At 64.9% G+C, this 25452-nt stretch carries 23 protein-coding genes; 9 read left to right on the forward strand and 14 right to left on the reverse strand.

Translation table 11 applies throughout. The annotated features are described in order from the left end of the window. Positions 1-2 precede the first annotated feature (2 nt). On the forward strand, positions 3-1712 hold the full coding sequence (locus tag FFS68_RS05800; protein ID WP_137752252.1) for a hypothetical protein: 1710 nt from the start codon (positions 3-5) through the stop codon (positions 1710-1712). Here the strand turns inward: FFS68_RS05800 and FFS68_RS05805 are convergent. From FFS68_RS05805 to FFS68_RS05815, 4 genes are read right to left on the reverse strand one after another with little or no spacing between them, the layout of a single operon-like run. After that, positions 1709-3031 (reverse strand): hypothetical protein, encoded by a 1323-nt coding sequence (locus FFS68_RS05805; protein ID WP_088439646.1) that lies wholly within the window; start codon positions 3029-3031, stop codon positions 1709-1711. The two genes, FFS68_RS05800 and FFS68_RS05805, sit on opposite strands and share 4 nt — an antisense overlap. Then, the gene (locus FFS68_RS05810; protein WP_171003755.1) at positions 3028-3543 is read right to left on the reverse strand and encodes a Mov34/MPN/PAD-1 family protein; all 516 of its coding nucleotides are present in this window, start codon (positions 3541-3543) and stop codon (positions 3028-3030) included. The genes FFS68_RS05805 and FFS68_RS05810 overlap by 4 nt, the downstream gene beginning before the upstream one ends. Then, positions 3449-3970 carry a hypothetical protein gene (locus FFS68_RS17820; protein ID WP_088439650.1) on the reverse strand — a complete coding sequence of 174 codons (522 nt, stop codon included), beginning with the start codon at positions 3968-3970 and terminating at the stop codon, positions 3449-3451. The genes FFS68_RS05810 and FFS68_RS17820 overlap by 95 nt, the downstream gene beginning before the upstream one ends. Positions 3971-3973: 3 nt before the next feature. Further along, the gene (locus tag FFS68_RS05815; protein WP_137752254.1) at positions 3974-4465 is read right to left on the reverse strand and encodes a hypothetical protein; all 492 of its coding nucleotides are present in this window, start codon (positions 4463-4465) and stop codon (positions 3974-3976) included. Here FFS68_RS05815 and FFS68_RS18050 point away from each other — a divergent pair. After that, complete coding sequence (locus tag FFS68_RS18050) at positions 4455-4928, forward strand: helix-turn-helix domain-containing protein (RefSeq protein WP_201792024.1); 474 nt, start codon at positions 4455-4457, stop codon at positions 4926-4928. The genes FFS68_RS05815 and FFS68_RS18050 overlap by 11 nt on opposite strands. Next, positions 4925-5446 (forward strand): ImmA/IrrE family metallo-endopeptidase, encoded by a 522-nt coding sequence (locus FFS68_RS05825; protein WP_088439656.1) that lies wholly within the window; start codon positions 4925-4927, stop codon positions 5444-5446. The genes FFS68_RS18050 and FFS68_RS05825 overlap by 4 nt, the downstream gene beginning before the upstream one ends. On the opposite strand, the gene FFS68_RS05830 is transcribed toward FFS68_RS05825, so the two are convergent. From FFS68_RS05830 to FFS68_RS05840, 3 genes are all read right to left on the reverse strand, one after another. Beyond that, positions 5443-6153, reverse strand: coding sequence for a zeta toxin family protein (locus tag FFS68_RS05830; RefSeq protein WP_249340033.1), 711 nt, complete (start codon positions 6151-6153; stop codon positions 5443-5445). The two genes, FFS68_RS05825 and FFS68_RS05830, sit on opposite strands and share 4 nt — an antisense overlap. 29 nt (positions 6154-6182) lie before the next feature. Continuing rightward, entirely contained in the window at positions 6183-6470 is a 288-nt protein-coding gene (locus FFS68_RS05835) for a hypothetical protein (RefSeq protein WP_137752255.1), read from the reverse strand. Positions 6471-6632: 162 nt separating this feature from the next. Further along, entirely contained in the window at positions 6633-8201 is a 1569-nt protein-coding gene (locus FFS68_RS05840) for a hypothetical protein (protein ID WP_088439658.1), read from the reverse strand. A 161-nt stretch (positions 8202-8362) separates the two neighbouring features. Here FFS68_RS05840 and FFS68_RS05845 point away from each other — a divergent pair, with 161 nt between their 5' ends. Continuing rightward, positions 8363-9214 (forward strand): hypothetical protein, encoded by an 852-nt coding sequence (locus FFS68_RS05845; RefSeq protein ID WP_088439660.1) that lies wholly within the window; start codon positions 8363-8365, stop codon positions 9212-9214. A 633-nt stretch (positions 9215-9847) separates the two neighbouring features. Here FFS68_RS05845 and FFS68_RS05850 read toward each other — a convergent pair. Genes FFS68_RS05850 through FFS68_RS05865 form a run of 4 tightly spaced genes read right to left on the reverse strand, consistent with a single transcriptional unit; the run spans position 9848 to position 14882 of the window. After that, entirely contained in the window at positions 9848-10930 is a 1083-nt protein-coding gene (locus FFS68_RS05850; RefSeq protein ID WP_137752256.1) for an LLM class flavin-dependent oxidoreductase, read from the reverse strand. Beyond that, positions 10927-11832: an aldo/keto reductase gene (locus FFS68_RS05855; protein ID WP_137752257.1), complete on the reverse strand. Its 906-nt coding sequence runs from the start codon at positions 11830-11832 to the stop codon at positions 10927-10929. The genes FFS68_RS05850 and FFS68_RS05855 overlap by 4 nt, the downstream gene beginning before the upstream one ends. A 15-nt stretch (positions 11833-11847) precedes the next feature. Further along, positions 11848-12861, reverse strand: a complete 1014-nt coding sequence (locus tag FFS68_RS05860; RefSeq protein ID WP_137752258.1) for a LacI family DNA-binding transcriptional regulator — start codon at positions 12859-12861, stop codon at positions 11848-11850. After that, positions 12861-14882, reverse strand: a complete 2022-nt coding sequence (locus FFS68_RS05865; RefSeq protein ID WP_137752259.1) for an alpha-glucosidase — start codon at positions 14880-14882, stop codon at positions 12861-12863. The genes FFS68_RS05860 and FFS68_RS05865 overlap by 1 nt, the downstream gene beginning before the upstream one ends. Before the next feature lie 203 nt (positions 14883-15085). Between FFS68_RS05865 and FFS68_RS05870 the strand changes: the two genes are divergently transcribed. Further along, positions 15086-17398, forward strand: a complete 2313-nt coding sequence (locus tag FFS68_RS05870) for a TonB-dependent receptor (protein WP_137752260.1) — start codon at positions 15086-15088, stop codon at positions 17396-17398. 106 nt (positions 17399-17504) lie between these two features. On the opposite strand, the gene FFS68_RS05875 is transcribed toward FFS68_RS05870, so the two are convergent. Beyond that, on the reverse strand, positions 17505-18764 hold the full coding sequence (locus FFS68_RS05875; RefSeq protein WP_137752261.1) for an MFS transporter: 1260 nt from the start codon (positions 18762-18764) through the stop codon (positions 17505-17507). Between the two features lie 179 nt (positions 18765-18943). Between FFS68_RS05875 and FFS68_RS05880 the strand changes: the two genes are divergently transcribed. The 4 genes from FFS68_RS05880 to FFS68_RS05895 all read left to right on the forward strand — a co-directional run bounded on the left by FFS68_RS05880 (position 18944) and on the right by FFS68_RS05895 (position 21950). Next, on the forward strand, positions 18944-19498 hold the full coding sequence (locus FFS68_RS05880) for an NAD(P)H-dependent oxidoreductase (protein WP_137752262.1): 555 nt from the start codon (positions 18944-18946) through the stop codon (positions 19496-19498). Further along, positions 19495-20100, forward strand: a complete 606-nt coding sequence (locus FFS68_RS05885; protein ID WP_137752263.1) for a 3,4-dihydroxy-2-butanone-4-phosphate synthase — start codon at positions 19495-19497, stop codon at positions 20098-20100. The genes FFS68_RS05880 and FFS68_RS05885 overlap by 4 nt, the downstream gene beginning before the upstream one ends. Next, positions 20093-21163 (forward strand): putative sulfate exporter family transporter, encoded by a 1071-nt coding sequence (locus tag FFS68_RS05890; RefSeq protein WP_137752264.1) that lies wholly within the window; start codon positions 20093-20095, stop codon positions 21161-21163. Before FFS68_RS05885 ends, FFS68_RS05890 begins: the two co-directional genes overlap by 8 nt. A 133-nt stretch (positions 21164-21296) precedes the next feature. Continuing rightward, on the forward strand, positions 21297-21950 hold the full coding sequence (locus tag FFS68_RS05895; protein WP_249340034.1) for a LuxR C-terminal-related transcriptional regulator: 654 nt from the start codon (positions 21297-21299) through the stop codon (positions 21948-21950). Positions 21951-22121: 171 nt separating this feature from the next. Here the strand turns inward: FFS68_RS05895 and FFS68_RS05900 are convergent, their stop codons facing one another. Together FFS68_RS05900 and FFS68_RS05905 are read right to left on the reverse strand one after the other, a co-directional pair. Continuing rightward, the gene (locus FFS68_RS05900) at positions 22122-23174 is read right to left on the reverse strand and encodes an ACP S-malonyltransferase (RefSeq protein ID WP_137752266.1); all 1053 of its coding nucleotides are present in this window, start codon (positions 23172-23174) and stop codon (positions 22122-22124) included. After that, positions 23171-25378, reverse strand: a complete 2208-nt coding sequence (locus FFS68_RS05905; RefSeq protein ID WP_249340035.1) for an alpha-ketoacid dehydrogenase subunit alpha/beta — start codon at positions 25376-25378, stop codon at positions 23171-23173. The genes FFS68_RS05900 and FFS68_RS05905 overlap by 4 nt, the downstream gene beginning before the upstream one ends. Between the last annotated feature and the right edge of the window lie 74 nt (positions 25379-25452).

Genomic DNA, 25452 nt, shown 5'->3' on the forward strand with positions numbered 1-25452 from the left:
GCATGACGCAGCCCGAACTGCTCATTACCCAGCCTGTCGGCCTTCACGGGTTCGCCATCGACGATAGCGGTCGGTCGCAGCTCGCGGAAATGCTGAGTGCGGGACCCGGCAATGAAGCGGCCGGAGCGATCCTCGACCATGTCGCGCGTCTCGGTGGCTGCTACGCGATCGTCGAGGAACCGTACACCGACCAGGATTACTCGTCGGACTACGTCAATTTCTACGCGTCGGCGTTCAAGGACTATTCGCGGCGAACGAAGCGCAACCATTTCTTCAACGCCGACGTCGCCGACATTTTCAAGCAGTCGATTTCGGCGCAGATCGAGGCGCTTTCCGGGTGCAAATCCTATCTTGGCTTTACGGTTGTGCGTCCGATCCGCCAATCGCCTATCGGGCGGACCATCCTCCGATTCCCGGACAAGATCGCGGGCCACACGGTTCGTTGCGCAGCGCGGGCGAAGTTCCGTGCGCATTTGCTGGGGGCGGAGCTGCACGTCGAAGGGGCGCCCTTCATCCAGCAAGACGCGCGGGTAGGCGCCTGCGCCCAAGCGGCGATCTGGATGGCATGCCGGCCGATCCACGAGCGGCACCGCCGATCAGGATGGCATGCGGTCAGCGATATCACCCGGCTCGCGACCACGCCGACTGACAATGAATTGAGCGCGGCGCTGCCGCATGGGTCTAAGGGGCTCAGCCCTCTTCACATCGTTCGCGCCCTCCGCGGCATGGGGCACCAGCCCTATTGCGCGAACTATGGCGACGAGGATGTGGATGGTTCCGACGCTTCGGCGGTGGCTGATGTCGTAGAAGCGGATGCTTCCGCAACGGGCGATCCGGCAGCTCTAGAGGCCGGCCTGCTCGACACTGCGATCCCCACCATCGTGCGCTATCTCGATTCTGCGCTCCCGGTGATTCTCGGCATGGCGAATATTCATCATGACGAGCGGGACGGTCATGCGATTACGGCGGTCGGCTATGTCGAGTCTTCGGCACCGGTCCGTGCTGGCGATAGCTACGATTGCTTCGTACGCGCGCTCGTCGTTCACGACGACCAGCATGGGCCGTATCGCCTTCTCGCGCTTACCGCCGACGACGTCGCCGCACTTCCCGCCGACCAGCTCTTGCGGATCGATGGAGAACCGGTGATCGCGGCCGATGAAGTCACCCATATTTTTGTGCCGCTGCCGCCAAGGGTCGTGCGGCTTGGCGATCACGCCGACCTGATCGCCAAGGAGGTGGTCGGCAAGATACGCGATCAGCACTTGCAACTCGGACAGGCGCTTAAGTCCTTGCCCAAGGAGGCGATCGACACGCTTCAGGCTTTCTTCGATCTCAAGGACAGCGGGCAGCTCGTCTTTCGGACCTATCTCACGACTGCCGCGCGTTATCGCCACCATCTCGCGGCGGCCGCGCTTCCCGAGGACGTAAAGATCCGGGCAATCAATCGCGAACTGCCGCATTTCATCTGGGTTACCGAGATTCTTGATCGCGACGCCTCGCCCGGAGCGCCGGGCGAACCGCGCGAACTGCTAGGTCATACGGTAGTCAATGCCACGAGCGCGATCGAGAACGACACCGACCTCTTGTTCGCGCACCTGCCGCATCTCGATTTTCAGCGCGACGTCAACCCGAAGGACGGCGAAGGCGACTTCCGCGACCACTTCACGGGCGTGAAGCTCGGTGGTTCATACCGTCAGCGTATCCGCAGCTAGGGGCGCGGCATAACCGACGGCAGGCTAACATTGTCCGGAAGCATCGCGCTCGTCGCCACCACCGCTTTGGGATTACGCAGCGTGAGATCGACAAAATCGCAATAGGTCCCGCTCGCGAGCGCCCGGCAGAGCTGTCCCACCTGAAGCGCGGCCGCGACGACCGCGGTCGATGGCACGCCAAGGCTCTGACCAGCGATCGCGAGCGCGCCGCATTGCGGGAGCCGACCTTCCACCACAAGCTTTTCGAGGCCGGGGTTGAGGGCAGCCTCGGTCGGGCCGGTGACATCCGGCCAGGCGGTCTGGGGAGTCATTCGGCCTGGGAAGGCGTGAAGGCGCAGATCGAAAATTTCCTCCGCGCTGCTGCCGAGCCCGGCGTCGATCACGAGGTCAAAGCGGCCATCGGCGGCGAGCCGCCGGGCGTCGAGATTATCGACGCCGGCAAGCGCTACTCGCGGCTCCCCGTCTTCGGGCCGGCTAGATGCCCCGAAACTGCGCTCGCAGATCCGGGTCTCGAAACCGAGGCGATCGGCATAGGCGCCGAGCATGCGGGCCTTGCGATGACCGATCCATGCCGGTTCGGTCAGGATTTGCGTCAGCCGATTTTCCTCACCGACGCGATCGCGATCCTGGACGAGGAGGTGGGTCAGCCGACGGTCGGCAAACGGCAGCAGCTCGAGAAGAAACATTGTCGCCTGGCCAAGATTTCCAAGACCGAGCAGCCAGAGCGACGCAGGCAGGCGCGTAATGTCGCCCGGGTCGATTTCGGGCGCGGCAGGATCCCACAGCGATAGGGTCAGGGGCTGGCGGCCTGCCAGCAGGTCGCCCAGAATATGTCGGCGAAAGGCTTCGCTGACCGCAAGGGCGCCGGCCGCGGCGCCGGCAATTACATTGCCCTTGCCTTCGCTTTGGGCGGGATAGGGTGCGACATGGGCTCGCCAGCCCGACACCGTCAAATAGAGATCGGCGGCCGACTGCGGATGGCTGCCGATGTGAAGGCGGTAGGGCTTGGCCGGGATATTGCGGCTACGGCATCCGGCCGCTTCCAGGGCGCGCATGAGCGGCGCCCCGACATGACTGCCGACAATCACGGGCACCGGATCGAGGCCACCGATAAAGACCCCGCCGCGAAACATGCGCGAAGCGGTAGCCGCGATGGCCAGCGCTGCAGCTTGCCCCCATTGCGTGGCCGCCGCTGCCGCATCGATCGACAGCTGGACCTGCCCGCCCTCGAGCCGCGCTCGCGCCAGATCGACGTCGGTTCCGATATCATGTTCCAGAAGCAGTTGCGCTATCCGGTCGTGCTCGAACTGAACGGTCATGCGAACCTCCGCAGACGAAAGAAGCCGGGGCCGCGGGCACTGTGATCCGCCCAGTCCGCACCGCCGAGATATTCGTAAATTCCGATTTCGCCCGGCCCCGTCCGGCGCGACGCGAAGTCGGGGACGATTAGCGCGAGATGACCGCGCCGGGGCATCATGGGGTGCGCCCGGTCGGTGCTGCTCTGACCATAGCCGCCGGGATGCGTGTGAACATCAGCCACGACGCGCCAGCCATGGCGCGCGCAGACGTCCCAGACCTTGTCCATCTGGCCGCCGTCGAACAGGATGATGCCCTGCAAGGCGTCCGGGTCGATATCGTCGTAGAGAAGATAGCCACGCACGAAGCGGTGGTCGCCTTCGATTGTGCCAAGCAGGAAGGCTCCGCTTTCGCGGCGGCCTTCGCCGCGCTGCGCAAGATCATGCAGCAAGCGGGACCACAGCCGCGCCGGGCAGTTCAAGCGAACCGGGGGCGACAGACGCGCCGCAATAAAGCGGATCAGCGAGAAGATCATGAACGGTCTCCAGATAATCGGTGATGTCGCAGCCGGCGCGCCAGGCAAGGTCGGCATATTGGTCGGGCCAGTGCGTTCGCCCGATCCGGTCGATGGGATGGTAGAGGCACGGACCCCAGGTCGAGAAGCTGGGCAGATACGCTCCGCCGCTCTGGCGGGGCCGCTCCTCCTGGATCAGCGCCCGGTCGAGCGCGCCGTGCCAGAGCTCGCCGGTGGGCGCGAGCGCGGGATAGCCGTCGCAGCGCAGCCGGAGCAGGAACCACTCGGGACTGTCCGGCATCGGCGGCGCCGCGATCTCGAAAAAGGCGAAGGGAAAGGCGAGTCGCGCGAGCCGCCAGCGGCCCCGCTCCTCGCCGATCCGAAACGCCCCGGCGACAAGATCGCGCCGCAGCGCGGCCTCGTCGGGCGGAAAGGCGGGCAGTTCCACGAGTCAGCCCTGCGGCTTCACATTGTGGACCAGCACGCCTTCCAGCGCGCAGGATCCGTGCGCGGCCTGACCGAGATGGGTATCTGGGGGCACAACGCGCCCGTCCACCTTCACCTGGAACTGGGCCGGCTTGCCTTCCAGACCGAAGGCCTCAGGCGAAATCGCCCAGCGGATGACGCGGCGGATCGTCGCATTCGGACGAAAAGCGCGCTCGTGCGACTGACCTTCGTAGGACAGGCGTACCTTGATACGCTGGCGCGTCGACGCGTGAAGGACACGGAACTCGCGGCGCAGGTCTTCGATGATCGTCGCCGCGTCGGCCAGCGGCTCGTCGGCATCTTCGAAAGCAAGCTCCTCGATGTCGGTACGGCCGGTTTCCTCGCGGATACGAGCGAGGATATGCGCCACGTCGGCGTCATCGGGAACGGCAAGCTCGATCGGCTTGGCCATGCCCTGCACGGTGAGGATGAGAGAGAAAGCGTTGATGGCGGTCATGTTGAAGGGCCTCCTTTTGAACCCTGCCGCCGCTTCACCATATTCCGGAACCGATGTCAATAACACAAACATCATGTGCCCGTTTTGCAAACCGTTTGCGTTGCAAACAAGGCCCTTGAGCTTGGCTCAACTGTTTGCTACGTTGACGAACCGCTCCCTAGAAACGGCCAACATGCAAGATCCGCTCTACACATTTTTCGGCAGCCGCGTCCGCGCGCTGCGCGAACGCCGGCAGGTCACGCAGGAAGAACTGGCGCGACGCGTCGACCTCTCCCGGACCTCGATTACCAATATCGAGAAGGGTCGCCAGCGCGTCCTGCTCCATCAGATCGTCGATCTGGCGCACGCCCTCGATGCGAAACCCGGGGACCTTTTTCCTGCACCGGCTGCGGCTGAAAAGCCGCTGCGTGACGATGTTGCACAGCTCGTCGAGAAGCTGAAGAACGAAACACCCGGACCTTGAGCGAATTGCCTATCGCCTATGCGCGGATACGCAAGGCGGCTTCGGACCTGATCGCCGGACAGGATGCTCCGCCGCTCGCGCTCGAACCTATTTTGGCAACACTGGGCGTCGAGCTAAGGCGCATCGACGTCGCCGACGATATTTCCGGAATATTGATCCGATCAGCGGAACGGAACGTCGTGGTCGTTAACGCCAAGCATTCGGAGGTCCGGCAGCGCTTTACGATTGCCCACGAAATTGCCCATCTCATGCTGCACGAGGGCGAGGAAGTGCATGTCGATTCGGCGTTCCGCGTCAATTTACGCGACCCACGCTCGGGCACTGCTGAAAACATTGAAGAGGTCGAGGCGAACGCGTTTGCTGCCAATCTGCTGATGCCCGCTGAATGGATACGCAAGGCGCTTGTCGGAACCTGGATCGACGTCAACGATGACAGCGAAGTCGCCCGCCTTGCCGACGTCTTCGCCGTCAGCCCGCAGGCCATGCTCATCCGGCTGACAAATCTGCTGCGACGCTAGTCCGCTAGGGGTTCGCGCGGTGCCACGATATCCAGCCATGACTGGATCGCCAGCGGAACATCGCCGCCATCGCGCATGTCGAACGTTACCTCATTCTGCTGTTGAATTCGGCACACCGAAAAAGCAAGTTTCTCTTCGCGGCTGTTGTCGACAAGGATCGCAGCATCGGCGACCGTTGCAGCGAGCCTGATGGCCATCTGAGTGCGCGGGAATCGGTCGGCAAGCTTGGCGGCGTCGACCGCGTGGCCGCCGCGGGCGACACGGGTCTGGACGCGAAGCGTGGAAAGTACGGCATTGGCGAGCCCGACGAACAGCAACAAAACGAAATAGCCATTGGCTTGCATCTGTTTGATCTGATCGATCTTTGACTCGATGCTGCCGTCCTCAAGCTCGCGCCAGTGAGAGAATACCGTCTCCATCGCAAAGGGCACGCCGTTGCTGAGCGCTTCGGCAACGAAGGCCTGTACGCCATTTTGCGCAACCTTCATCCAACTTTCATTCTGATCGCGCAGCGTTCGCGCCCACTCCGGGAGCGGCGCAGACGCGCTCGTCTCGGGAAGGATCGACAGCATCATGCGGTCGGCGTTCACCAGCGGAATCTGGAGTTGCGGTGCCAGATGCTGGTACCACATCGTCGACTTGCCCGACCCGTTATGACCCGCGAGGATGATGGCGAGCGGTTTGCCCGACGCGAGTTGCGCCGCCAATATGCCGTCGACCGCCCGGGCGAGGGACGTCATAGTTTCTGGAAGGTGCCGTTCACAAAGTGGCCGCGTTCGACTTTTCCATCGAGCTTGCGGATAACCTCCTCGGGCTTATCGGCGTCGACGTGATAAAGCGGAACATCCTTGCGCGGCGAGATGCGGACGCCCGGCTTGATGATCTTCATGCGCGCGCGCTTCAATGCCGACTGACCAAGAGCGACGTTAGCGGCGACTTGCGCTTTGGGGGGCACAGCCGCGCGAACGGTCACCGACCCGAAAGTAACAGAGCGCGTTTTTCCAACCGACTTTTTAACGGTCATGCGAGCCATTTGACACCTAGAATGTTTGCTTTGCTGACAATCAATTTGGCGCCTGCCGCGCATTTGTGCAAGCTAGAAAGTGTAAAGGCAATGTTTGCAACATAAACCAAGCCCCTACCGGAGCGTCGTCGACCCATCCCGTCGCGCGGCGCACAACTATGATCACAGAGCCCGATCACTGCCACTGGGATCGACGATCCGCATCGTGTCGGGGTCGATCAGCATGCGATAGCCACCCGCCTCGGCGAGCTTTTGCGCATAGGCATCGAGGTCGGGTACGTCGGCGCTGACGTCGAGGGGTTTGAAAGCGGTCGAGCGATAGAGGCCGGCCTCCTCTACCGGCTCCATCCGAATTTCTACGGCAAAGCAGATCGTATCGCCCGCAAGTTCGGCCCGGTTGTAATAGAGCGCTTCGATCGCCTCGCCCTCCGCCCCGTCCAGCTTCGCACCCTCGAAACTATCGATCTCGAAGCGCGCCACCGGCGTCTTGTTCAGCAAAAGATCTCCGGCGATCGCTGCCAGCTCGGACTCCCATATCGCATCGAAGCGAAAGCTCTCACCGGGCTCGACCCCCGCCCGCTCGAGAAGCTGGCGCCAGCGCTCGAGAATCGTGGCGATCTCGGGCATTTCATTAAGATAGGGGCCCGTCAATGGCTCGGTTAGCGCCGCCGTGACCGGGACCGCGTTATCGCGCCAGCGGTCGATCGTAAGCGATCCGCGCCCTTCGGCAAGATAGGTCAGCGCGCGCGTCAGCTTCATCCACGCATCGAGCGACTTGCGGCCGTCGTCGAACAGACCGACCGTCTGAAAATGCAGCCCGTCCCGCGACATCCGGATCGTGAAGTCGGCATGCTTCACATACAGTATCGCATCCGCCTCGATCGGCGGGATGACGACGATTTCGGCCTTGAACCGCACCGGCGGTACGAAGGAATCACCGCGGATGACGATCTCACAGTCCCCAACTTTTGGCGGGTCGACCCGAAACTCCTCGATCCGAGCAAGCAGCGGACCTTGATAGGGAATGCGGATGCCAAAGCGACGGTCGAACATAGTGAGGCGCTCGGGAACGAGCGGTGCAATCCCGAGCATCAGGTCCTTGAGATGATCCTGGCCCTCGATGCGCACCACCGCTTCGCCTTCCAGATGGCCATCCTCATATCCGAGTTCGGCAAGCTGGCGCTGCTTCTCGAAGACATAAGCCACCGGATCGTCACCCATCGCGGCGGCGAGCGCCATTTTGAGGCCCTCCGGCGTAAGCTCGAACGGCACGCCGATGCGGCGATAGTCGAAACTGATCGAAGCGCGGTTGATCGCATAGTCCTGTCGTGCCTCGGCCAGGCGAAGGCGCCGCAGAATGCGAGAGAGCTGCGGTCCGAGCAGATGGATAAGATAGCCGCGAAGCGGGTCGCCAGCGGGCGTCAGGCGAAAGACGATCACGAAAGCAGGCTGCGCGTTCTTCGCAATGAGGTCGACCGCCGACAGCTTCGCGGAGACGCGATTCCCGCGCTCGCCCGCCGTCGACTTCAGCTGGATGATACAGGTGGAGGGTTGGCGCTGATCGAGCGGCGTCGCGCGCCCAGCCTCTTCGAGCAGAAATTCGACGAGAAAGTCCCAGCCGGTGACGTCCTGTAAGCTCTTGTTTTGCCTCAGACGGGCACGATCGCAAAGATGGGCGAAGAGAGTCTCGCCGGCACGACCGAGTTCGTATGATGGAAGCGCATCATTCATGCTGCCCCGCTACCAGCTTTTGGGCGCCAATCGAAGCGGTCGCTGGACCATGTTCGATGAATTGCGGCGCCCGCCCTTGATGCGGCGACCGCGATTCTGCAGACACGGACGACATGGGCTGCTCCTGCCCGCTCTTCCCTAATCATCAGGACATTCGCTCCATGATCTCGACCATCTCAAATTGGCAGACCCTCATCGGAAGCTTCTTCGCTGTCGGCGCCGCTTTCGTCGGCGGCACTTATATTACGCGTCAGATCCATCAGGCAGACCGCCTCGAAAGCGGGCGGCTCCGTCGGCGTTTGCTCGCCGCGCGCGCGGTTCTGCCACTCGCCCTGAGCACGCTTTCGCATTACGCGCGCGATTGCGCGATCGAACTACAAAGAGCTTTGGGAACGATGCGCGGCGATCATCTCGGTCGGGCCGAAGTGCTCGTTTTTCCCGCGCCGCCTGCAGAAGCTATCACCAGTCTAACCGAGATCATTGAAGCCTCTGGCGACGATGACATCTCGTTTCCGATCTCCGAGCTTCTTTCCCGGCTTCAGGTACAAAGCGCCCGTCTCGCCGGTCTCGAGGACCGCGAACCGAGAAGGATCGTCGCAGAGCGCGAGCTGCGCGATCATCTGCTCTACACCGCTGAACTCGCAGCGCAGGTTGCGAACATGTACGAATACGCGCGCCGCGAGCGCGACGACATTCCTCTTCACCTGCAGCGCGGCGATGTGAACCGATCGCTCAGCATTTTCGGCATTTACGGCGACGAGCGCGAGGAGATGGCGGCGGCCGCCCTTCGGAGCTGGGATCGTGCGACGCTGCGTCGCCTGAAATCAGGCGAAAAGGATCCGGCGAGCCTTCTCACTCTGGTCGAACACAACCCCGACTATATCCAAGAGCAGCTCGGCATCGAAGCCGTCGACGAGCAATTCCGGTTCCGCGGCCATCGATACGACCGGCTGATCGATGCAGCCGCTTACGCTCTCATTCTTGAGTCCCGATCCGCTGCGCGCTCGATATAGCGGCGAAATCCGCACACCAATTCACTCGATTGTGAAGCGAAGACAGAAATTCATCATGAGCGCCTTGCAGTCAACCTGCTCGACAGGGGCGAGGAATTCTGTGCCATCGAGCGTGCCGCCAATCGAGGCGATGCCTGAACGTTTGTAAGTCGGCAGCGAAAAAGAATAGAGCAAAACATAGCCGCATTTCGTGCGTCAAATCCTATGGCCGCTTTCGCACTCAGGTTACTCGCTGTCGAATGCCAGTATGCAGGCGCGTTCCTGCCGGTAAGTTCTGAAAGGCCCGAAGGGCAGCTCTTAGGCATCGGTTTCGCGGCCGGCTATGACTGGGATCAGGCGCAAAGCAGCCTTTACAGATCACCTCACCAACGGCTATCGCGGCAGCGTGCTCGCAATCGTGAGTACACCTACTGAGTACACATGCGTCGTTTCACGTCGCGGAAAATGGCGGAAAACCGTGGGCTTCCAGCCCATCCGACCCCTCCCGTAGGGGTCACCAGCTCTACTGCCGGTTTCAAACGGGGCGCGCGGCGGCTGCGGACCATCCGGGCGCGCCGAAGCGGCGCCGGAAACTGGCGCGCGAACGGGCTTGGCGACGAACAGTCGGCGCCGCGGTTACCGATCAATCCCCGGTCAGTCGAGCGTCAGCGGCCCATGATCCAGATGCGGCAACACATGGCGCGCGAACAGGTCACATTCGGCGGCGTGCGGATAGCCGGAGAGGATGAAGGCGTCGATGCCCTCGGCCTGATAGGCGCGCAGCTTGGCGAGCACCTGATCGGGATCGCCGACGATCGCGGCGCCGCACCCCGAACGCGCCCGGCCGATCCCCGTCCACAAATTATCCTCGACAAATCCGTCGTCGCCCGCCGACGCGCGCAGCTCGGTCTGGCGCGCGACCCCGGCGGTCGCGGTGTCGAGCGATTTCTGGCGAATCGCCTCGCCCGCTCCATCATCGAGTTTGGACAGTAGGCGGGTGGCATAGGCACGCGCTTCGGCCTCGGTTTCGCGGACGATGACATGGGCGCGATAGCCGAATTTCAGCGTGCGCCCCTTGGCCGCGGCGCGCGCGGTCAGATCACCGACGACATCGCGCACCTTGTCCATCGTGTCGGGCCACATCAGATAGACGTCGGCCGCCTCGGCGGCGGCATCGCGCGCGGCGGGGCTGAGCCCGCCGAAATAGAGCGGCGGGCAGCGGCCCGACAGCGTCGTCATCCGCGGCGGGTCGAGTTCCAGATCGTAAAATTCGCCGCGGTGCGACAGATGCTGCCCCGACAACATCGTCTTCAGGATCTGCATCACCTCGACCGTGCGGGCATAGCGGGGTTCGCTGTCGAGCGTCTGGCCCGGCAGGTCCGACGAGATGATGTTGACCGTGAGGCGTCCGCCGAGGATGCGGTCGAGCGTGGCGATGCGCCGCGCGAGCTGCGGGGGCCAGTCCTCGCCGATCCGCACCGCCATCAGCAGGCGCATCCGGTCGAGGAACGGCGCGATCGCCGCGGCGAACACCGTGGTATCGAGCCCCAGCTGATAGCCCGATGGCAGCAATATATTGTCGAAGCCGCCCTTTTCGGCGGTCAGGACGATGTTGCGGCAATGCTCCCAGCTCGATTGCAGCATCGGATCGGGCTGGCCCAGAAATTCATAATCATCGTCGCACAGCGCCGAGAACCAGCTCACTTCGCACGACCGATGCGTTTCACCCTGGGTCATGGCAGTTTCTCTCCTCGTGCCGCGACAAACACCTCATACCAGCTGGTTCGTGTCCAGCGGACGGCAAAGGCGTCGGCCGCCTCGCCGATCCGCGCCACATTCTGCGTCCCGACGATCGGGATCGGCCGCGCCGGATGCGCCATCAGCCAGCTATACGCCGCCGCGGTGCGGCCGACGCCATGCGCCGCAGCGACGGCATCAAGCGCCGCGACGACCGCGCGTTCGCGGTCATTGGTCGGTTCGGCCAGACGCCCGCCGCCCAGCGGCGACCAGGCGAGCACCGCCATGTCCATCTGCAGCGCCTGATCGAGTTCGCCATTTTCGAACGGCGCGATGCACAGCGGCGACAGTTCGGGCTGGGTGCTGGCGAGCGGGACGTCCAGGAAATGCTGGAGCGCCGCAATCTGCGCGGGCGTGCAGTTCGAAACGCCGACGGCGCGGATCTTGCCCGCCGCCTGCGCCTTGCGCACCGCGCCCGCAACCTCCTGCGGATGGGTCAATATGTCGGGCCGGTGGATCTGCCACAGGTCGATGACGTCGGTCTTGAGCCGCTGCAGCGAGACGTCGATCGCCTGCTCCAGATAGGCGGCGCTGCTGTCGTAGGGCAGCGGCGGCATGATGCCGCCCTTGCTGGCCAGCACCATACGCGCGCGCAAGCCCGAGTCGGCGGCAAACAGTTCGCCGAGCAGGCTTTCGGCGTCGCCAAAGCCGCCGCTGCCGTCAAAGCCATAGATATCGGCGGTGTCGAACAGCGTGATCCCGATATCGAGCGCCGCATCGACCAGCTGGCGCGCGGCGCCGACGGGTCCGGCAAAACGCCACATCCCCCATGCAAGCGAAGAGACGGTAATACCGCTTTGGCCCAAGGGGCGGGTGGTGGGGACGGCGGGGAGGTCGCTCATATGCCAATCTATTCCTTATTTGGTCGCGGGATCGCGCGCGCGCACCGAATCGCGCTCGACGAGGTCGTGTTGCAGGCGGCGGTGAACCAGATTCTGCCCGGTCAGCAGCAGGTCGGTCGCGGTGTGCGCCAGATCGAACACCGGCTGGCGGATTGTGGTCAGCGCGGGCCACACCATCCGCGCCAGCGTCGTATCGTCGAACCCCGCCACCGACAGGTCATTTGGCAGATCGAACCCGGCGCGGTGCGCCGCCGCCAGGACTCCCGCCGCCATATCGTCGTTCGCGGCAAAAATGGCGGTCGGGCGGTGCGGCATCAGCAAAAACCGCTCGCACGCCGCATAACCGCTGTCGAAATCGAACAACCCGTCGGCAATCATCTGCGGTTCGAAGGGCAGCCCGGCGCGATCGAGGGCGCGGCGATAGCCGAACAATCGTTCGTCCGACGCCATATGATTGGGGTGGCCCTTGATAAACCCGATGCGGCGATGCCCCATGTTGATGAGGTGGGTGGTCATGTCGTCCGCCGCCTGCGCGTCGTCCATGAACACCGACGACGTCATCGCATGATTGGTGCCGGGCGAAATGCGAACAAAAGGGATGCCCAGCTGTTCCAGCGTCCGCAGCACCGGGTCGCAATCGGTCACCGGCGACGACAGGATGATGCCGTCGACATGGGTTTCGCTGACCAGCCCGCGCACCTGATCGCCGACGTCGGGATCGTCGACATCGACCGGCTGGCCGAGCAGGCGAATGCCGTCCTGATGGCAGCGCGCCCAGCACCCGGCCTGGATCTGGTTGATATAATAGGGGCTGTGGTTGTCATAGATCAGCGCGATCTGCGCCGATTTGGTCCCGGCCAGGATGCGCGCCGCGACGCTGGGGCGAAACTCGAGATCGCGGATCGCGGCCTCGACCTTTTCGCGGGTATCCTGGCTGACATAGGGATGGTCGTTGAGCACCCGGCTGACGGTCTTGACCGACACCCCGGCGCGCGCCGACACGTCGCGGATGTTGCTGCGCTGGCTCATCAAACAAGCTCCCCCCGATGCACGGACAGTGACTGGAACAGCGGTGTAAAGGCGCTGCCCGTCCGATAAAAGACCGGCGGTGCGCCAAAAGGCGCCGCAACCGTGGACCGTCCACCCGCCATCACGTCGCCGGTCCACACATGGACCCATGTCTCGCCTGCAGGGATCAGAACCTCGCGGTCCAGCGCGCCCTCGTGAAGGATCGGCGCGACCAGCAAATCGCTTCCAAGCAGATATTGATCCTCGCAGGCATAGCAGGCGTCGGTCGGATAATGCAGGAACAGCGGCCGTTGCAACGGCAGCCCCTGCGCGGCGGCTTCGTCGCACAGCGACCGCAGATAGGGGGCGAGCGCCGCGTGGACGCGCGTCATCGCCGCGAAATGATGCAGAATATCGTCGTCGCTGTCGATTTGCAGATTGTCGTCGGGGCGATTGCCCTCATGCGTCCGCATGACCGGCGAAAACGCCCCGAGTTCGGCCCAGCGCTTGAGCAGGTCGGCGGTGCGGACCAGCCCGTGGAGCGAGGTGTAGCCGCCGACGTCGCTGTGGCTATAGGCGTTGCCGACCAACCCCGCCGACAGCGCGGCGGTGATCACGGTGCCGATGCCGTCGTGGCGCGAGAAATCGACGCACTGGTCGCCGGCCCACAGCAAGGGGCAATGCGCCTGCACCCCCGCATGGCCGGCGCGCATGAAAAACAGCGCATCGCCGGTCAGGCCCTTCGCCGCGATCGCGCGCGCGTTGACCTCGGCCCACAGCACCGGCCAGCGGTTGTGCGCCAGCATCGGATCGCTGCCGTCGTGCAGCCGCAGGTCGGTGGGCAGATATTCGCCGAAATCTGCCATCCAGCCCGTCATCCCGATGTCCAGCATCTCGCGCCCGATCACGCGGTCGGCGAACCAGCTGATCGCCGCCGGATTGGTAAAATCGACGATAGCGCAGTCGAACTCGCCAAAGTCCACCAGATAGGGATCGTCGCTATCCTGGCGCAGCGCCAGCAACCCCAGGTCGCGCGCTTCGCCGAACATGCCGCCGTCGATCGCCAGATAGGGGTTCACATAGCCCAGAAAGCGGATGCCCTGGGCGCGCAGCTGCGCGATCCGGTCGGGCAGATCGGGGTAGCGCGCCGCGCTCCAGCGCCAGTCCCAGAACAGGCGGCGACCAAAGCTGGTTTCGCGGATGCCGACCCAATCCTCGCACCACAATCCCGACACGGCGGCCCCCGCATCGCGGATCTTCTGCAACCGGTCAAAGCTCTGGACGCCCTGCTTCAGCCCGATGATTGCGCCCTCGATGGCCCAGTCGGGCAATTTCGGTTGCCGCCCGAAATGGCTCGACAAAATCCCGACCAGCGTCGGCAGGCTGTCAGCGAAGGTAAATTCGATCCGCCCGCACCCTTCCCACCATTCCACACGGTTCACACCGGGATCGGCAAAGTCGAGCACGGCATAAGCGGTGCTGGTCAGATGACAGGCATAATGGTGCGACGAAAGAAACGTCGGCTGCGGATAGTTGGTCGTCCAATAATCGCCGCCCGCCATGCCCTCGCGGTCCATGATCTGCGTCAATTCACGATCTTTATCGCGCCCCACCCCCGGTTCGCTGGTCCAGATCGGAAAGCGGCGGCCGTTCAAACGCAGATAGCTCATCTGCTCGCCGCCGCCCCAGATATGCTCGTCCGGCTGCGCCAGCAGGTCGACGGCCAGCCGATTGCAATCGGCGTCATGGCTTTCGAGGTTCAGCGCGAAGCCATGGCCCAGCGGGACGAGGGTGAGCGTCAGGCCGGGCGGCGCGCCCGCATGGCGCCGCAGTTCCACCCGGTCGGGCCTGACATCGACCATCGGCAGCGCCGCCAGATCGGTGCGCCGATCGTCCATCCGGAAATTGCCGCGGTGCATGACGACATCGGGATCGCCGATGGCGGCGGTGATCGCCGGGTCCGCGGCGCGGTGGCGCAGCAGCGTCATTGCGCCCGCCACCAGGTCGAAACCGTCCTTTTGTGCTCGAAACTCCGCCTTCACGGTCGCTTCCCATCCCCCATCACCATGTTGCCATCGCGCCACAGGTCCCGAATAAAAGGCCGTATCGCGTCGATATGACAGCCATTGTCTATATGACACCGCTTGACATATCAATCGCCATATTTCATCTCAGCGACGGTTGAAGGCCAACAGGCCGCCGCCCGCGACATTCGCTCGGGCACCGATATTGGGAGGGATATGACATGAATCGCAAGTCCGAAATCACGGCCCGCGCGCACAAATTCTGGCTTGCCGGATCGGCGTCGCTGCTCGCCATCGGCGTGGCCGCCCCGGCCGCCGCCCAAGTCGAAGAAATCATCGTAACCGCACAAAAAGTCGAAGAAAATGTGCAGGATGTGCCGATTTCCATTACCGCCGTCACCGGCGACCGGCTGATCCAAAGCGGCACCAGCAGCCTCGAGAATATCGGCGACCTCGTCCCCTCGGTCACCTTCCGCAAGGGCACGACCAGCGCCAATAGCGCGATCATCATGCGCGGCGTCGGCACCATCACCTTTTCGGTCGCCGCCGAGCCCAGTGTGTCCACCGTTGTCGACGGTGTGGTGCTGAGTCGGTCGGGGCAAGCGTTCAGCGACCTGCTCGACATCGACCGGATCGAAGTGCTGCGCGGACCGCAGGGGACGTTGTTCGGCAAGAATGCGTCGGCCGGCCTTGTCAACATCGTGTCGAAAGGCGGCACCGAAACGCTCGAAGCCGATCTGCGCGGCGAATATTATGAAGGCAGCGAATATCGGCTCAAGGGTTCGGTATCGGGGCCGCTGGCGACCGACCTGTCGGCGCGGGTCACCGGCTTTTACGGCAGCTATGACGGCAATATCCGCAACGTCTTTTTCGACACCGACGTCAACGGTTACGAGCATTATGGCGCGCGCGGCATCCTCGATTATGACGGCGACGGCGCGCGCATCCGCGTCATCGCCGACTATTTCAAGGCCAATGACGATTGCTGCGCCGACGTCACCGGGGTCAGCCGCGGCGCCGTTCTCGATGCCGAACTGGGCTTTCCGGTCGCGCTCGGCACCGACCAGCGCACCGTCAATCACAATCTGATCACCCGCACCCGCGACAAGCAGTGGAGCCTGACCGGCAATCTCGATCTCGACGTCCCCGGCGAACATGTGCTGAGCGTCATCCTCGGCTATCGCAACTGGCAGAATACCGAAATTCGCGAGGGCGACTTCCTGCCGCGCGCGATCGTCGGGACCGCCGAACTGCACGACAATGGCTTTGTCAAAACCGATCAGATGTCGGCCGAAATCCGCCTGTCGTCCGATCAGGCGATGCCGTTTTTCTATCAGGTCGGCACCTTCATCTGGCATTCGAACAACCGGCAGGATTTCACCCGCCGCGACATCGTCTGCGCGTCATCGACGCTGCCGCTTGCGCCCAGCGGGGCGCGGCCGTGCAACCTCAATGATCCGGTCAACACCACCTATCCGACCGCGACGTCGTTCAGCGACGTCAACAGCAACAATTTCGCGGTGTTCGGACAGGCGACCTATCGTCTGACCGACCAGCTCAGCCTGACCGGCGGCCTGCGCTGGACGCGCGATACGCTGAGCTATACCCACACCCGCGCGCCGGGGATCAACGCGGCCACCGGCCTGCCGCTCTCCGGCCCCGGTGTGTCGGGCAATCCCGCCGGCGGCACGATCGCGGGCGGCGGCACCGGGCTCAACACTTCGAGCGGCAGCACCCAGAACAACAATATCTCGGGCAAGGCGTCGATCCAGTTCGAACCGACCGACGACCTGTTATTCTATGGCAGCTTTACCCGCGGCTATAAGGGTCCGGCGTTCAACGTCTTTTTCAACTACACCGCCCCGACCAACGCGGTGCCGATCGATGAAGAATCGTCCGATGCCTATGAAGTCGGCATGAAATCTCAATTCTGGGATCGCCGCATCCAGTTCAACGCCGCGTTGTTCCAGGCGACCTATGACGGGTTCCAGGCGAACAACTTCGTCCTCTTGAACGGCCAGATCATCACCAATCTGACCAACGCCGGGACGGTGCGGACCAAGGGTTTCGAGGTCGATACCATCGTCGCCCCGGTCGATGGGCTGACCCTGCGCGGCAGCGTCGCCTATGCCGATGCCAAGGTGCGCCGTTTCAATCCCAATCCGCTGACCAACGCGCCCGACGCCCGCGACGGGACGCGGCTGCCGCTGGCGCCGAAATGGAGCTGGAACGTCGGTGCCGATTATGAAACCCCGATCGGCAGCGCGCTGAAATTCTATGCCGGGACCAGCTACAGCTACACCGGCAAGCAATTCTCGGACCTGGGCGAAGGCGGGCCGCTCGACAGCTACGGCATCTGGAACGCGTCGGTCGGGTTCAGCGACGCCGAAGACCTCTATCGCCTGACCTTCCACGCCCGCAACATCGGGGACAAAAGCTATGCCCTGCTCAACGTCGGCAATGGCCAGCGCTATCAGATCCCGCGCGACGCCGACCGCTATTTCGGGGTCAGCCTGAGCGCCAAGATCCGCTAAGCGCGCGATCAGCCAACGCAAAAAAGGGGCGTCGCGGGATAGACCGCGGCGCCCCTTTTTTTATTGGCCCGTTTTGTCGGGCGGCGGGCCGCGCGGCCCGCCTTCCTTATGCCTCCTCGCTGTTGACCACGACCAGCCGCGGCTGCATCAGGTGGATCCAGCCCAGCGCCAGCAGATAGGCGCTCGCCGACATCAGGAACATCGGCGCATAGCCAAGCCCGGTGTGGAGCGCCCAGCCGGTGAACTCCAGCATCGCAGCGCCCGACAGATTGCCCGCCAGCGCCCCCATCGCGATCACGCTGCCGACCTGACGCGCCGGGACAATGTCGGCGGTCATGCCAAAAATGTTGGTCGAAAAGCCCTGATGGGCAAACAGACCCAGGCCGATTACCAGCGCCGCGGCCCATTGGTTCGGCGCCAGCAGCGCCAGCGGCAGCGGCAGGATGAGCAGTGCATAAAAGAACATCGACGATTTGCGGGCGCCGTTTTCGCTCATCCCGCGGCTGAGCAGCGCCGGAAACAGAAAGCCGCTCGACAGCGCGCCGGCCGCCGCCATGACATAGACGATCGCGGTCGGATAACCGATTTCGCCCTGCCCCAGCGAGAATTGCCGGGCAAAGAAATCGGGGGCCCAGAACAGGATGAACCACCACACCAGATCGGTCAGCGTCTTGGCGCCGATGACCGCCAGCGTTCGCCGATCCTTGATCAGTTTGCGCCACGGATCGGCGCGCTCCTGCGGCGCATCGACCGCCGCCTGCGCGCCCACCGGCCGCAGCTTCGCGGTGCCGAGCCACCAGAAGAACAGCCAGACAAAGCCCAGCGCCCCGGTGATCAGGAACGCCGCCTGCCAGCCCAGCGCCAAAGCCAGCACCGGCACCGCCAGCGGCGCGAGGATGGCGCCGATGTTCGACGCGCTGTTGATGACGCCCAGCCCGACCGAGCGTTCCTTGACCGGCAGATAGGTGGCCGCCGCCTTGATCGCCGCCGGGGTGTTGACCGATTCAGCGATGGCCAGCGCGACGCGCGCCGCGACGAATTGCTGGACGCTGGCCGCCAGCGCATGCGCCATGCCGGCCAGGCTCCACACCCCGACCGCGAGACCATAGCCCCAGCGTACCCCGACCCGGTCAATGAACCAGCCGACGCCGAGCAGCGAAAAGGCGGCCGCGATCTGAAACGACGAGCCGAAATGGGCGAAATCCTGATCGCTCCATTGGAAATCGGCCTGCAACATCGGCTTGAGCAGCGCCAGCACCTGGCGGTCGAGATAATTGAGCGCGGTCCCAAAGAAGATCAGCGCGATCAGGCCGATACGAATGGCGCGCTGCGCGGCGTCGGTCGCGGATGCGGTAGTTTCAGCCATATCGGCCCTCTCTCGTCAGGGTCGCGCGCTATGCGCTGCGCGTCGACCGTTCCAGCCCAATTAGGGCTTGCGTTACGCCGTTTCACGGGCCTAGAGAATCGTATGACACCGCGAGACATAAGGCAAGCCGCTTTGCCGTCCGTATCCCGCCGCGGGCATCGAACAGAGGAGCCAAGCCCATGAGGTCCATCGTTGCGCTCGGCGGCACGCCGCGCCCCGGATCGTCGACCGAAAAAATCCTCGAGATATGCTGTCGCGCCGCGGCGGCCGAGGGTGCGGTCATCACCCGCTTCGACGGCGCCTATATGAGCGCGCTGCCCTATTATCGCGGTCCGGGCCACAGCGATCAGGCGGGGGCCGAAATGGTCGCCGCGGTGCGCGATGCCGACGGGTTGATCATCGCGTCGCCCGGCTATCACGGCAGCATTTCGGGGCTGGTCAAAAACGCCCTCGATTATTTCGAGGATTTGTCGACCGATGTCCGGCCCTATTTCCATGGCCGCCCGGTCGGGCTGATCGCGACCGCGTTCGGCCATCAGGCGGCGATGAGCACCTTGTTAACCCTGCGCAGCATCACCCATGCGCTGCGCGGGTGGCCGACGCCGATCGGCGCCGCGATCCGCACCACCCCCGAAACCTTTGACGATCTGGGCGAAATATTGGACGTCGGGGCGCGGATGCAGCTGGAACTGGTCGGCAAGCAGGTCGTCGGAGCGGCGGGCATCCTGTCATGACCGCCTCCGGCGACAGCGCGCTGGACGCCATCGGCCAGCATCTGGCGGACGGCGGTCTGATCATCCTGGCGGGCGATGCGCTGCGCCATGGCGACCTCGACTTTGCGATGGCGGCCAGCCGGGTGACGCCGCAGGCGATCAATTTCATGGCGCGCCATGGCCGCGGCCTGATCTGCTTGGGGCTGACTCAGCCGCGGGCTTGGAAACTGGGGATCACGCCGCAAAACAGCGGCGAAGGCGGCGACAGCGGACGGCCGTTCGGGGTGTCGATCGAAGCGCGGCACGGCGTCGAAACCGGCATTTCGGCGCATGATCGCGCGCATACTATCGCGGTCGCCATGGCGCCCGACGCGCGCGCCGCCGATCTGGTCAAACCCGGTCATGTCTTTCCGCTGATCGCCGACCCGGGCGGCCTCGCCGCGCGGCGCTCGACGCTCGAGGCGGGGATCGCGCTATGCGATCGTTTCGATCTGGGGGAGGGCGTCGTGCTGTGTGCGATCATGCGCGACGACGGCACGATGGCGCGCTGCGCCGACATGGCGGGCTTCGCCGCCGAGCACGGCACGCCGATCGTCGACATCGGCGATCTGCTCGTTGGATAGCGGGCGTCAGGCAGAGCGGGTCGGCGCCGATCTCTATGGCGAAATCTGGCTCGCCGACGCTCTAACCCGCAAGGCGCGATGGTCGGCGCGATTGTGGCTTCCCGGCCTTTGCGTCATCGCCATCGCGGCGGCGGCGGCGGCGTGGCTGTCCGACCATTATGCAATGCCGGTCATTCTGGCGGGCTTGCTGATCGGCCTCGCGCTCAATTTTCTGGCCGCCAATCCGCGCCTGCATCCCGGCATAGATCTGTGCGGCACGGCGGGGCTGCGGTGGGGGATTGTGCTGCTCGGCACGCAGGTGACGGCGGCGCAGATCGCCACGCTGGGCGTTGCCAGCTTTGCCGCCCTGATCGCCATCGTCGCGCTGGTCATCGCCGCCGGCCTCGTGGGGGCGCGGCTGAGCGGCGACAGCCGGTTCGTCGGCCTGCTGGCGGGCGGCGCGACCGCCATCTGCGGCGCGTCGGCCGCCCTGGCCATTTACGCGCTGATCGGGCGCGAGCGGCTGGACCAGCACCGCTTCACCTTTACCCTGGTCGGGATTTCGCTCGCCAGCGCCATCGCAATGTCCTTCTACCCCCTGCTCGCGGCGCAGTTTCACTTCACCGACCGGCAAGCCGGATTTCTGATGGGCGCCGCCATTCACGACGTCGCCCAGTCGCTGGGGGCGGGCTATAATTATTCGGCGGGCGCCGGCGAGGTGGCGGCGATCGTGAAGCTCACCCGCGTCGCCTTGCTGGCGCCGGTGGTGGCGGTGCTGGCGCTGATCATCGGACGATCGGATCAGGCGGCACGGCGACGTTTTGAACCGCTGGGGATGCCTTGGTTCATCTGGGCGTTTTTGGCCCTGGTGCTGGCCGGATCGCTTTTTCCGCTGCCCGCGTGGCTCAAGGACTATGGCCTGTTGGCGTCGAAAGCGCTGCTGCTGTTTGCGGTCGTTGCAACCGCGATGCGATCGCGCCTCGACACGCTGCTGTCGGACGGCTGGCGGGGGCTCGTCCCGATCCTGGTCGCAACCCTGGTCTCGCTTTTCGCCGCCTTCGGCTTTGCGTGGCGATATCTCTGACCCAGCTTTGGCGGGCGCGTCATCATAAGCAATCGCGGCCCGCGCACCGGTTCATTGCAACTCGCTCCGCATCGGCGCCAATGCCGCGCGATCCGGGCTGTTCGCGGTCGCGCGGTCGCGGCAGGGACAGGGGGTGAGCGATTTTGCGGGCCATATCCACCTCGTCCTGCCCGACCCCACCGAGCGCGCCGCCTGTTTTCGCGCGCTGGCAGGGGGCGGGGCGCGGATCGTGCGCAGCTTTGCCAGCGCCGATGCGTGGCTGGAGGCGGAGGGCGATAGCGGCGGCGCGATCCTGCTGTTTCGCTGGCACCAGCCGGGCCGGATCGATGGCGCGGCGCTGCTCGACCGGGTCGCCGCGCGCGACGACATCGCCGCCTTTGTCGTCGCCGAACAGCTGAGCATCGCCGAATCGCGCGCGATCCTGCGCGGCGGCGCGCGCGACCTGCTGCCCGCGCCGCTCGATCCGCGCGTCGTTTGCCGCGCCGTCGACGCCGAACTGGGCGACTGGACCGCTCGCCAAGCGGCGCGGACCCGGCGCTGCGAGGCCGCAGCGCGGCTGGCGGCGCTGACCCCGCGCGAGCGCGATATCCTGGCCGCGATCGCCGCCGGGCTCGGCAACAAGGCGATCGCGCGGCAGCTGGCGTTGAGCCCGCGGACGATCGAGGTCCATCGCGCCAACATCATGCGCCGCGCCGGCGCGGGCAATGTCGCCGAGCTGCTGCGGTTGCAGTTTACCGCCGAACAGGCGCGCGGCGCGGCGGGTAATCCGGTCCATTATGGCGCATGATCAGCGCGCCGCGCGGCCAGCGCCGCCGTACCCCGACTATAAGGCATTTGAACGGTGCCCCGCCCTTGTGTTGGTCCCCATGGGCGCTGCCGTTCATTCGCAACGGGTCAACCCCACCTGACCCCGCGCAACCGACAGGGCCGACAGAGGATGTTCCTTCCTCTGTCGGCCCTATTGATTCCCGGTCACGACCGCGCGCTGCTCGGCGCGGCCCATCGCAAGCAGGATCGGATCGGTCGCCTGCCGCGCGGCAAAGTCGGCCTTGCTGGCGATCCCCTGCCATTCGATGCCGATCAGCGCCTGCGCGATCGCGCCGCCCAGCGTGTCGCCGGGGCCGGGCAGGATGAGGACATCGGGGGCATATTCCTTGACCGCGACCTGCACCGAGCGCGCGAAATCATAGGGCGCGAGGATCTGGTGGCCGAAGCTATAGTCCCAGACGGCGGCGGGGTCGCTGGCAAAGCGGCGCCAGATATGGCCGCGGCCATCGACCATCGGGATCGCGGGTGCGCCGAACAGCGCGGGCGCCAGTTCGGCCTTTGCCTTGTCCGAGCTGCCGAACATCAGCGGGGTGTGGAACGGACCATGGCCCGCAAGGCGCAGCGGATCGCGGCCGGGGATCGGCGGCGCTTCGGCGAGCAGCGCGGCGAGGCCTGCCTCATTGCCCGCAAAAACGAGCATGCCGGCGAGGTCGATCGACAGCGCGAGCGCGTGATCGGGGCGCGCGGTGATTGCGGCGGCGAGGCCCAGCAGCTGCTCGCGCAGGCCGGGAACGGGGCGCCAAGTCTCATCGACGACTTGCAGCAATATCTGTCCGCCGGGGCCGTGCGTCTGGCTGTTGAGTCCCATCGCGTTCGCGATGCGAAAACCATCCGCGACCGACACCGCGCCGCCGAGCGCGAGCGCGCTGTACCAGCCCATCGAATTGCCCGCGACCGCCACGACGTCGAATTTCTCGCGGTCGATGCTGAGATAGTCGAGGACGGTCGCGGTATAGATCAGCGGCGCCGCTACATCGCCGCGCATATGCGTCGCGACGCTGAAGCGGTCGGCACCGTCGAGTTCGCTCACCGTCGGCTGGCCGCGCGCGCGGCGCTGCGCGTCGAAATCGGCGATCAGGTCGGCAAAGCGCGCGCCGTGCAGCCGCGCGATGCTGCCCAGCTCGCCCTTGCCATAGGTGCCGCGGCCGGGCGCGACGACGAGCGCGGTCTTGCGCGCGCTCATGCCAGCAACGCCCGCGCCGCCGCGGCGATGCTGTCGCGGCTCGGCAGGGTCAGCGTCGCGGCGCGGCCCAAGGGAATGAAGCTGTCGTCGGCGGCAATGCGCGCGAGCTTCTTGTCCGGGACGCGCTCGACGAACAGCGCCATCAGCGCCTCGCTCTGCGACCCGGTGATGCGGCATTCGTCGACGATCAGGATGCGCGTCGCATCGCCGATCGCGGCGACGAGCCTGTCCGCGTCGACCGGTCCGAGCCAGCGGAGGTCGATGACGCGGGCCTTCACCCCTTCGGCGGCGAGCAGCTTTTCGGCTTGGCGCGAATAATAAGTGCCGTTGCCATAGGTGACGATCGCCAGATCGGTGCCGTCGCCATGTACCCCGACGTCGCCGAAGCGGATCGGCGCGCCGTCACCCGGCGCCTCATAAACGCTCGTCCACAGACCATCGCCCTCCTCGTGGAGGTCGCGGGTCATATAGAGCGCGATCGGTTCGACAAACACGACTACCCGCTGCTCCTCACGCGCCAGCCTTACGCACTCGCGCAGCATCGCCACCGCATCGCGGCCGTTCGAGGGCACCGCGAGGATGACGCCGGGGATGTCGCGGAAAACGGCCAAGCTGTTATCGTTGTGGAAATGACCGCCGAAGCCCTTCTGGTAGCCAAGCCCCGCGATGCGCAGCACCATCGGGTTGGTATATTGGCCGTCCGAGAAGAAACTCAAAGTCGCCGCCTCGCCGCGAATCTGGTCCTCGGCATTGTGGACATAGGCGAGGAACTGGATTTCGGGCATCGGCAAGAAGTCGTTGTGCGCCATGCCGATCGCAAGCCCGAGGATCGCCTGTTCGTCGAGCAGCGTGTTGACGACGCGCGCCGACCCGAACCGCTGGTGGAGCTTGGCGGTGACATTATAGACCCCGCCCTTCGGCCCGACATCCTCACCCATAACGGCGATTTCCTGATGCGCGAGCATCAGGTCGGCGAGCGCCCAGCTGAGCAGCCGCGCCATATGCTGCGGCTTGTCCATCGCACCGGCGTCGCTGCCGAACATCGCCTTGCGATCCTCATCCGACGGCGTGTTGGCGCGCGCGATGTCGCGCCGGGGCGGAACGATGCTCGCCATCACATGCGCGGGGGTGGTGATCTTGGGGCGCAGGATCGCCGCCTCGGCCTGCCGCGCCAGTGTCGCGCCGATGTCATCATAGGCATCGGCGATTTCAGCTAAGGTCATCCACCCCTGCTGCGCCATCAGCGCCGCCCCGGCGAGCAGCGGATCGCGCGCCTCGTCGGACTCGATCAGCGCCTTGGGCAGATAGGCGCCCTGGACGTCGGACCCGGCGTGACCATAGAGCCGCACCGTCGCCATGTGGAGGAACACCGGCTTGCGATACCGCCGCGCATAATCGGCGGCTTCGCCGGCGCCAGCATAGGCCGACACGAGGTCGCTGCCGTCGCATTTTATATAGTGCAGCCCGGCGCGGTGCCGGAACTGCGCCTCGATCCAGCCGGTCGGGGTGCGCGTCGAAATGCCGATACCATTGTCTTCGCACAGGAAAATCAGCGGCATCGGCGAACCCTGGAACGCCGCCCAGCCCGCGGTGTTGAACGCGCCCTGCGCGGTCGAATGGTTCGCCGAGGCGTCGCCGAAGCTGGTCAGCACGACCGCGTCGTCCGGCAGCGGCAGCCCGGTCATGCCGAGGCGGCGCGCGATGCCGATCGAGAAGGCCGCGCCGACCGCTTTCGGCAGATGCGAGGCGATCGTCGAGGTTTGCGGCGGGATATTGAGCGGTTTCGACCCGATCACCTTGTGGCGCCCGCCCGAAATCGGGTCTTCGCTCGACGCCGCAAAGCTCAGCAACATGTCCCAGGTCGGGGTCTGCCCCGGCACCTGCCGCGCGCGGTGCAGCTGGAAAGCGTTCGAGCGATAATGGAGGAACGCCATGTCGGTGACGCGCAGCGCCGCGGCGACCGCGGCATTGCCCTCATGCCCCGACGATCCGATCGTATAAAAACCCTCGCCGCGCGCCTGCAGATGGCGCGACAGCCGGTCCATCTGGCGGCTGGTCAGCTGCGACAGGAAAATATCGGTGGCGTCGGCGCGCGACAGCCCGATCGCGGCAGGATCGGGCGCATCGCCGCGGCCCGGCAGCGTTCCATTCGCCAGCGCGGCGAGGAATTTCTCATGTACTGCCTGCGCCGCGTCCACCGACATCCTCCCGTTCGGCCGTGCCTGGTCTGGCAGCTGGTTACGCGCGCAACCATCGGACCCATGCGTCCGCGCGCTAT

It is taken from the genome of Sphingopyxis sp. L1A2A (genome assembly GCF_005502465.1).
Classification (GTDB): domain Bacteria; phylum Pseudomonadota; class Alphaproteobacteria; order Sphingomonadales; family Sphingomonadaceae; genus Sphingopyxis.

What these genes read in the sequence shown, in the direction of transcription:
- FFS68_RS05855 (WP_137752257.1), bottom strand. Translation starts at nt 11,832, where the DNA reads ATGAGCGACCTCCCCGCCGTCCCCACCACCCGCCCCTTGGGCCAAAGC.
- FFS68_RS05845 (WP_088439660.1), top strand. Translation starts at nt 8,363, where the DNA reads ATGATCTCGACCATCTCAAATTGGCAGACCCTCATCGGAAGCTTCTTC.
- FFS68_RS05815 (WP_137752254.1), bottom strand. Translation starts at nt 4,465, where the DNA reads ATGACCGCCATCAACGCTTTCTCTCTCATCCTCACCGTGCAGGGCATG.
- FFS68_RS05875 (WP_137752261.1), bottom strand. Translation starts at nt 18,764, where the DNA reads ATGGCTGAAACTACCGCATCCGCGACCGACGCCGCGCAGCGCGCCATT.
- FFS68_RS05870 (WP_137752260.1), top strand. Translation starts at nt 15,086, where the DNA reads ATGAATCGCAAGTCCGAAATCACGGCCCGCGCGCACAAATTCTGGCTT.
- FFS68_RS05800 (WP_137752252.1), top strand. Translation starts at nt 3, where the DNA reads ATGACGCAGCCCGAACTGCTCATTACCCAGCCTGTCGGCCTTCACGGG.
- FFS68_RS05900 (WP_137752266.1), bottom strand. Translation starts at nt 23,174, where the DNA reads ATGAGCGCGCGCAAGACCGCGCTCGTCGTCGCGCCCGGCCGCGGCACC.
- FFS68_RS05835 (WP_137752255.1), bottom strand. Translation starts at nt 6,470, where the DNA reads ATGACCGTTAAAAAGTCGGTTGGAAAAACGCGCTCTGTTACTTTCGGG.
- FFS68_RS05880 (WP_137752262.1), top strand. Translation starts at nt 18,944, where the DNA reads ATGAGGTCCATCGTTGCGCTCGGCGGCACGCCGCGCCCCGGATCGTCG.
- FFS68_RS05850 (WP_137752256.1), bottom strand. Translation starts at nt 10,930, where the DNA reads ATGACCCAGGGTGAAACGCATCGGTCGTGCGAAGTGAGCTGGTTCTCG.
- FFS68_RS05840 (WP_088439658.1), bottom strand. Translation starts at nt 8,201, where the DNA reads ATGAATGATGCGCTTCCATCATACGAACTCGGTCGTGCCGGCGAGACT.
- FFS68_RS05805 (WP_088439646.1), bottom strand. Translation starts at nt 3,031, where the DNA reads ATGACCGTTCAGTTCGAGCACGACCGGATAGCGCAACTGCTTCTGGAA.
- FFS68_RS05885 (WP_137752263.1), top strand. Translation starts at nt 19,495, where the DNA reads ATGACCGCCTCCGGCGACAGCGCGCTGGACGCCATCGGCCAGCATCTG.
- FFS68_RS18050 (WP_201792024.1), top strand. Translation starts at nt 4,455, where the DNA reads ATGGCGGTCATGTTGAAGGGCCTCCTTTTGAACCCTGCCGCCGCTTCA.
- FFS68_RS05860 (WP_137752258.1), bottom strand. Translation starts at nt 12,861, where the DNA reads ATGAGCCAGCGCAGCAACATCCGCGACGTGTCGGCGCGCGCCGGGGTG.
- FFS68_RS05810 (WP_171003755.1), bottom strand. Translation starts at nt 3,543, where the DNA reads ATGATCTTCTCGCTGATCCGCTTTATTGCGGCGCGTCTGTCGCCCCCG.
- FFS68_RS05905 (WP_249340035.1), bottom strand. Translation starts at nt 25,378, where the DNA reads ATGTCGGTGGACGCGGCGCAGGCAGTACATGAGAAATTCCTCGCCGCG.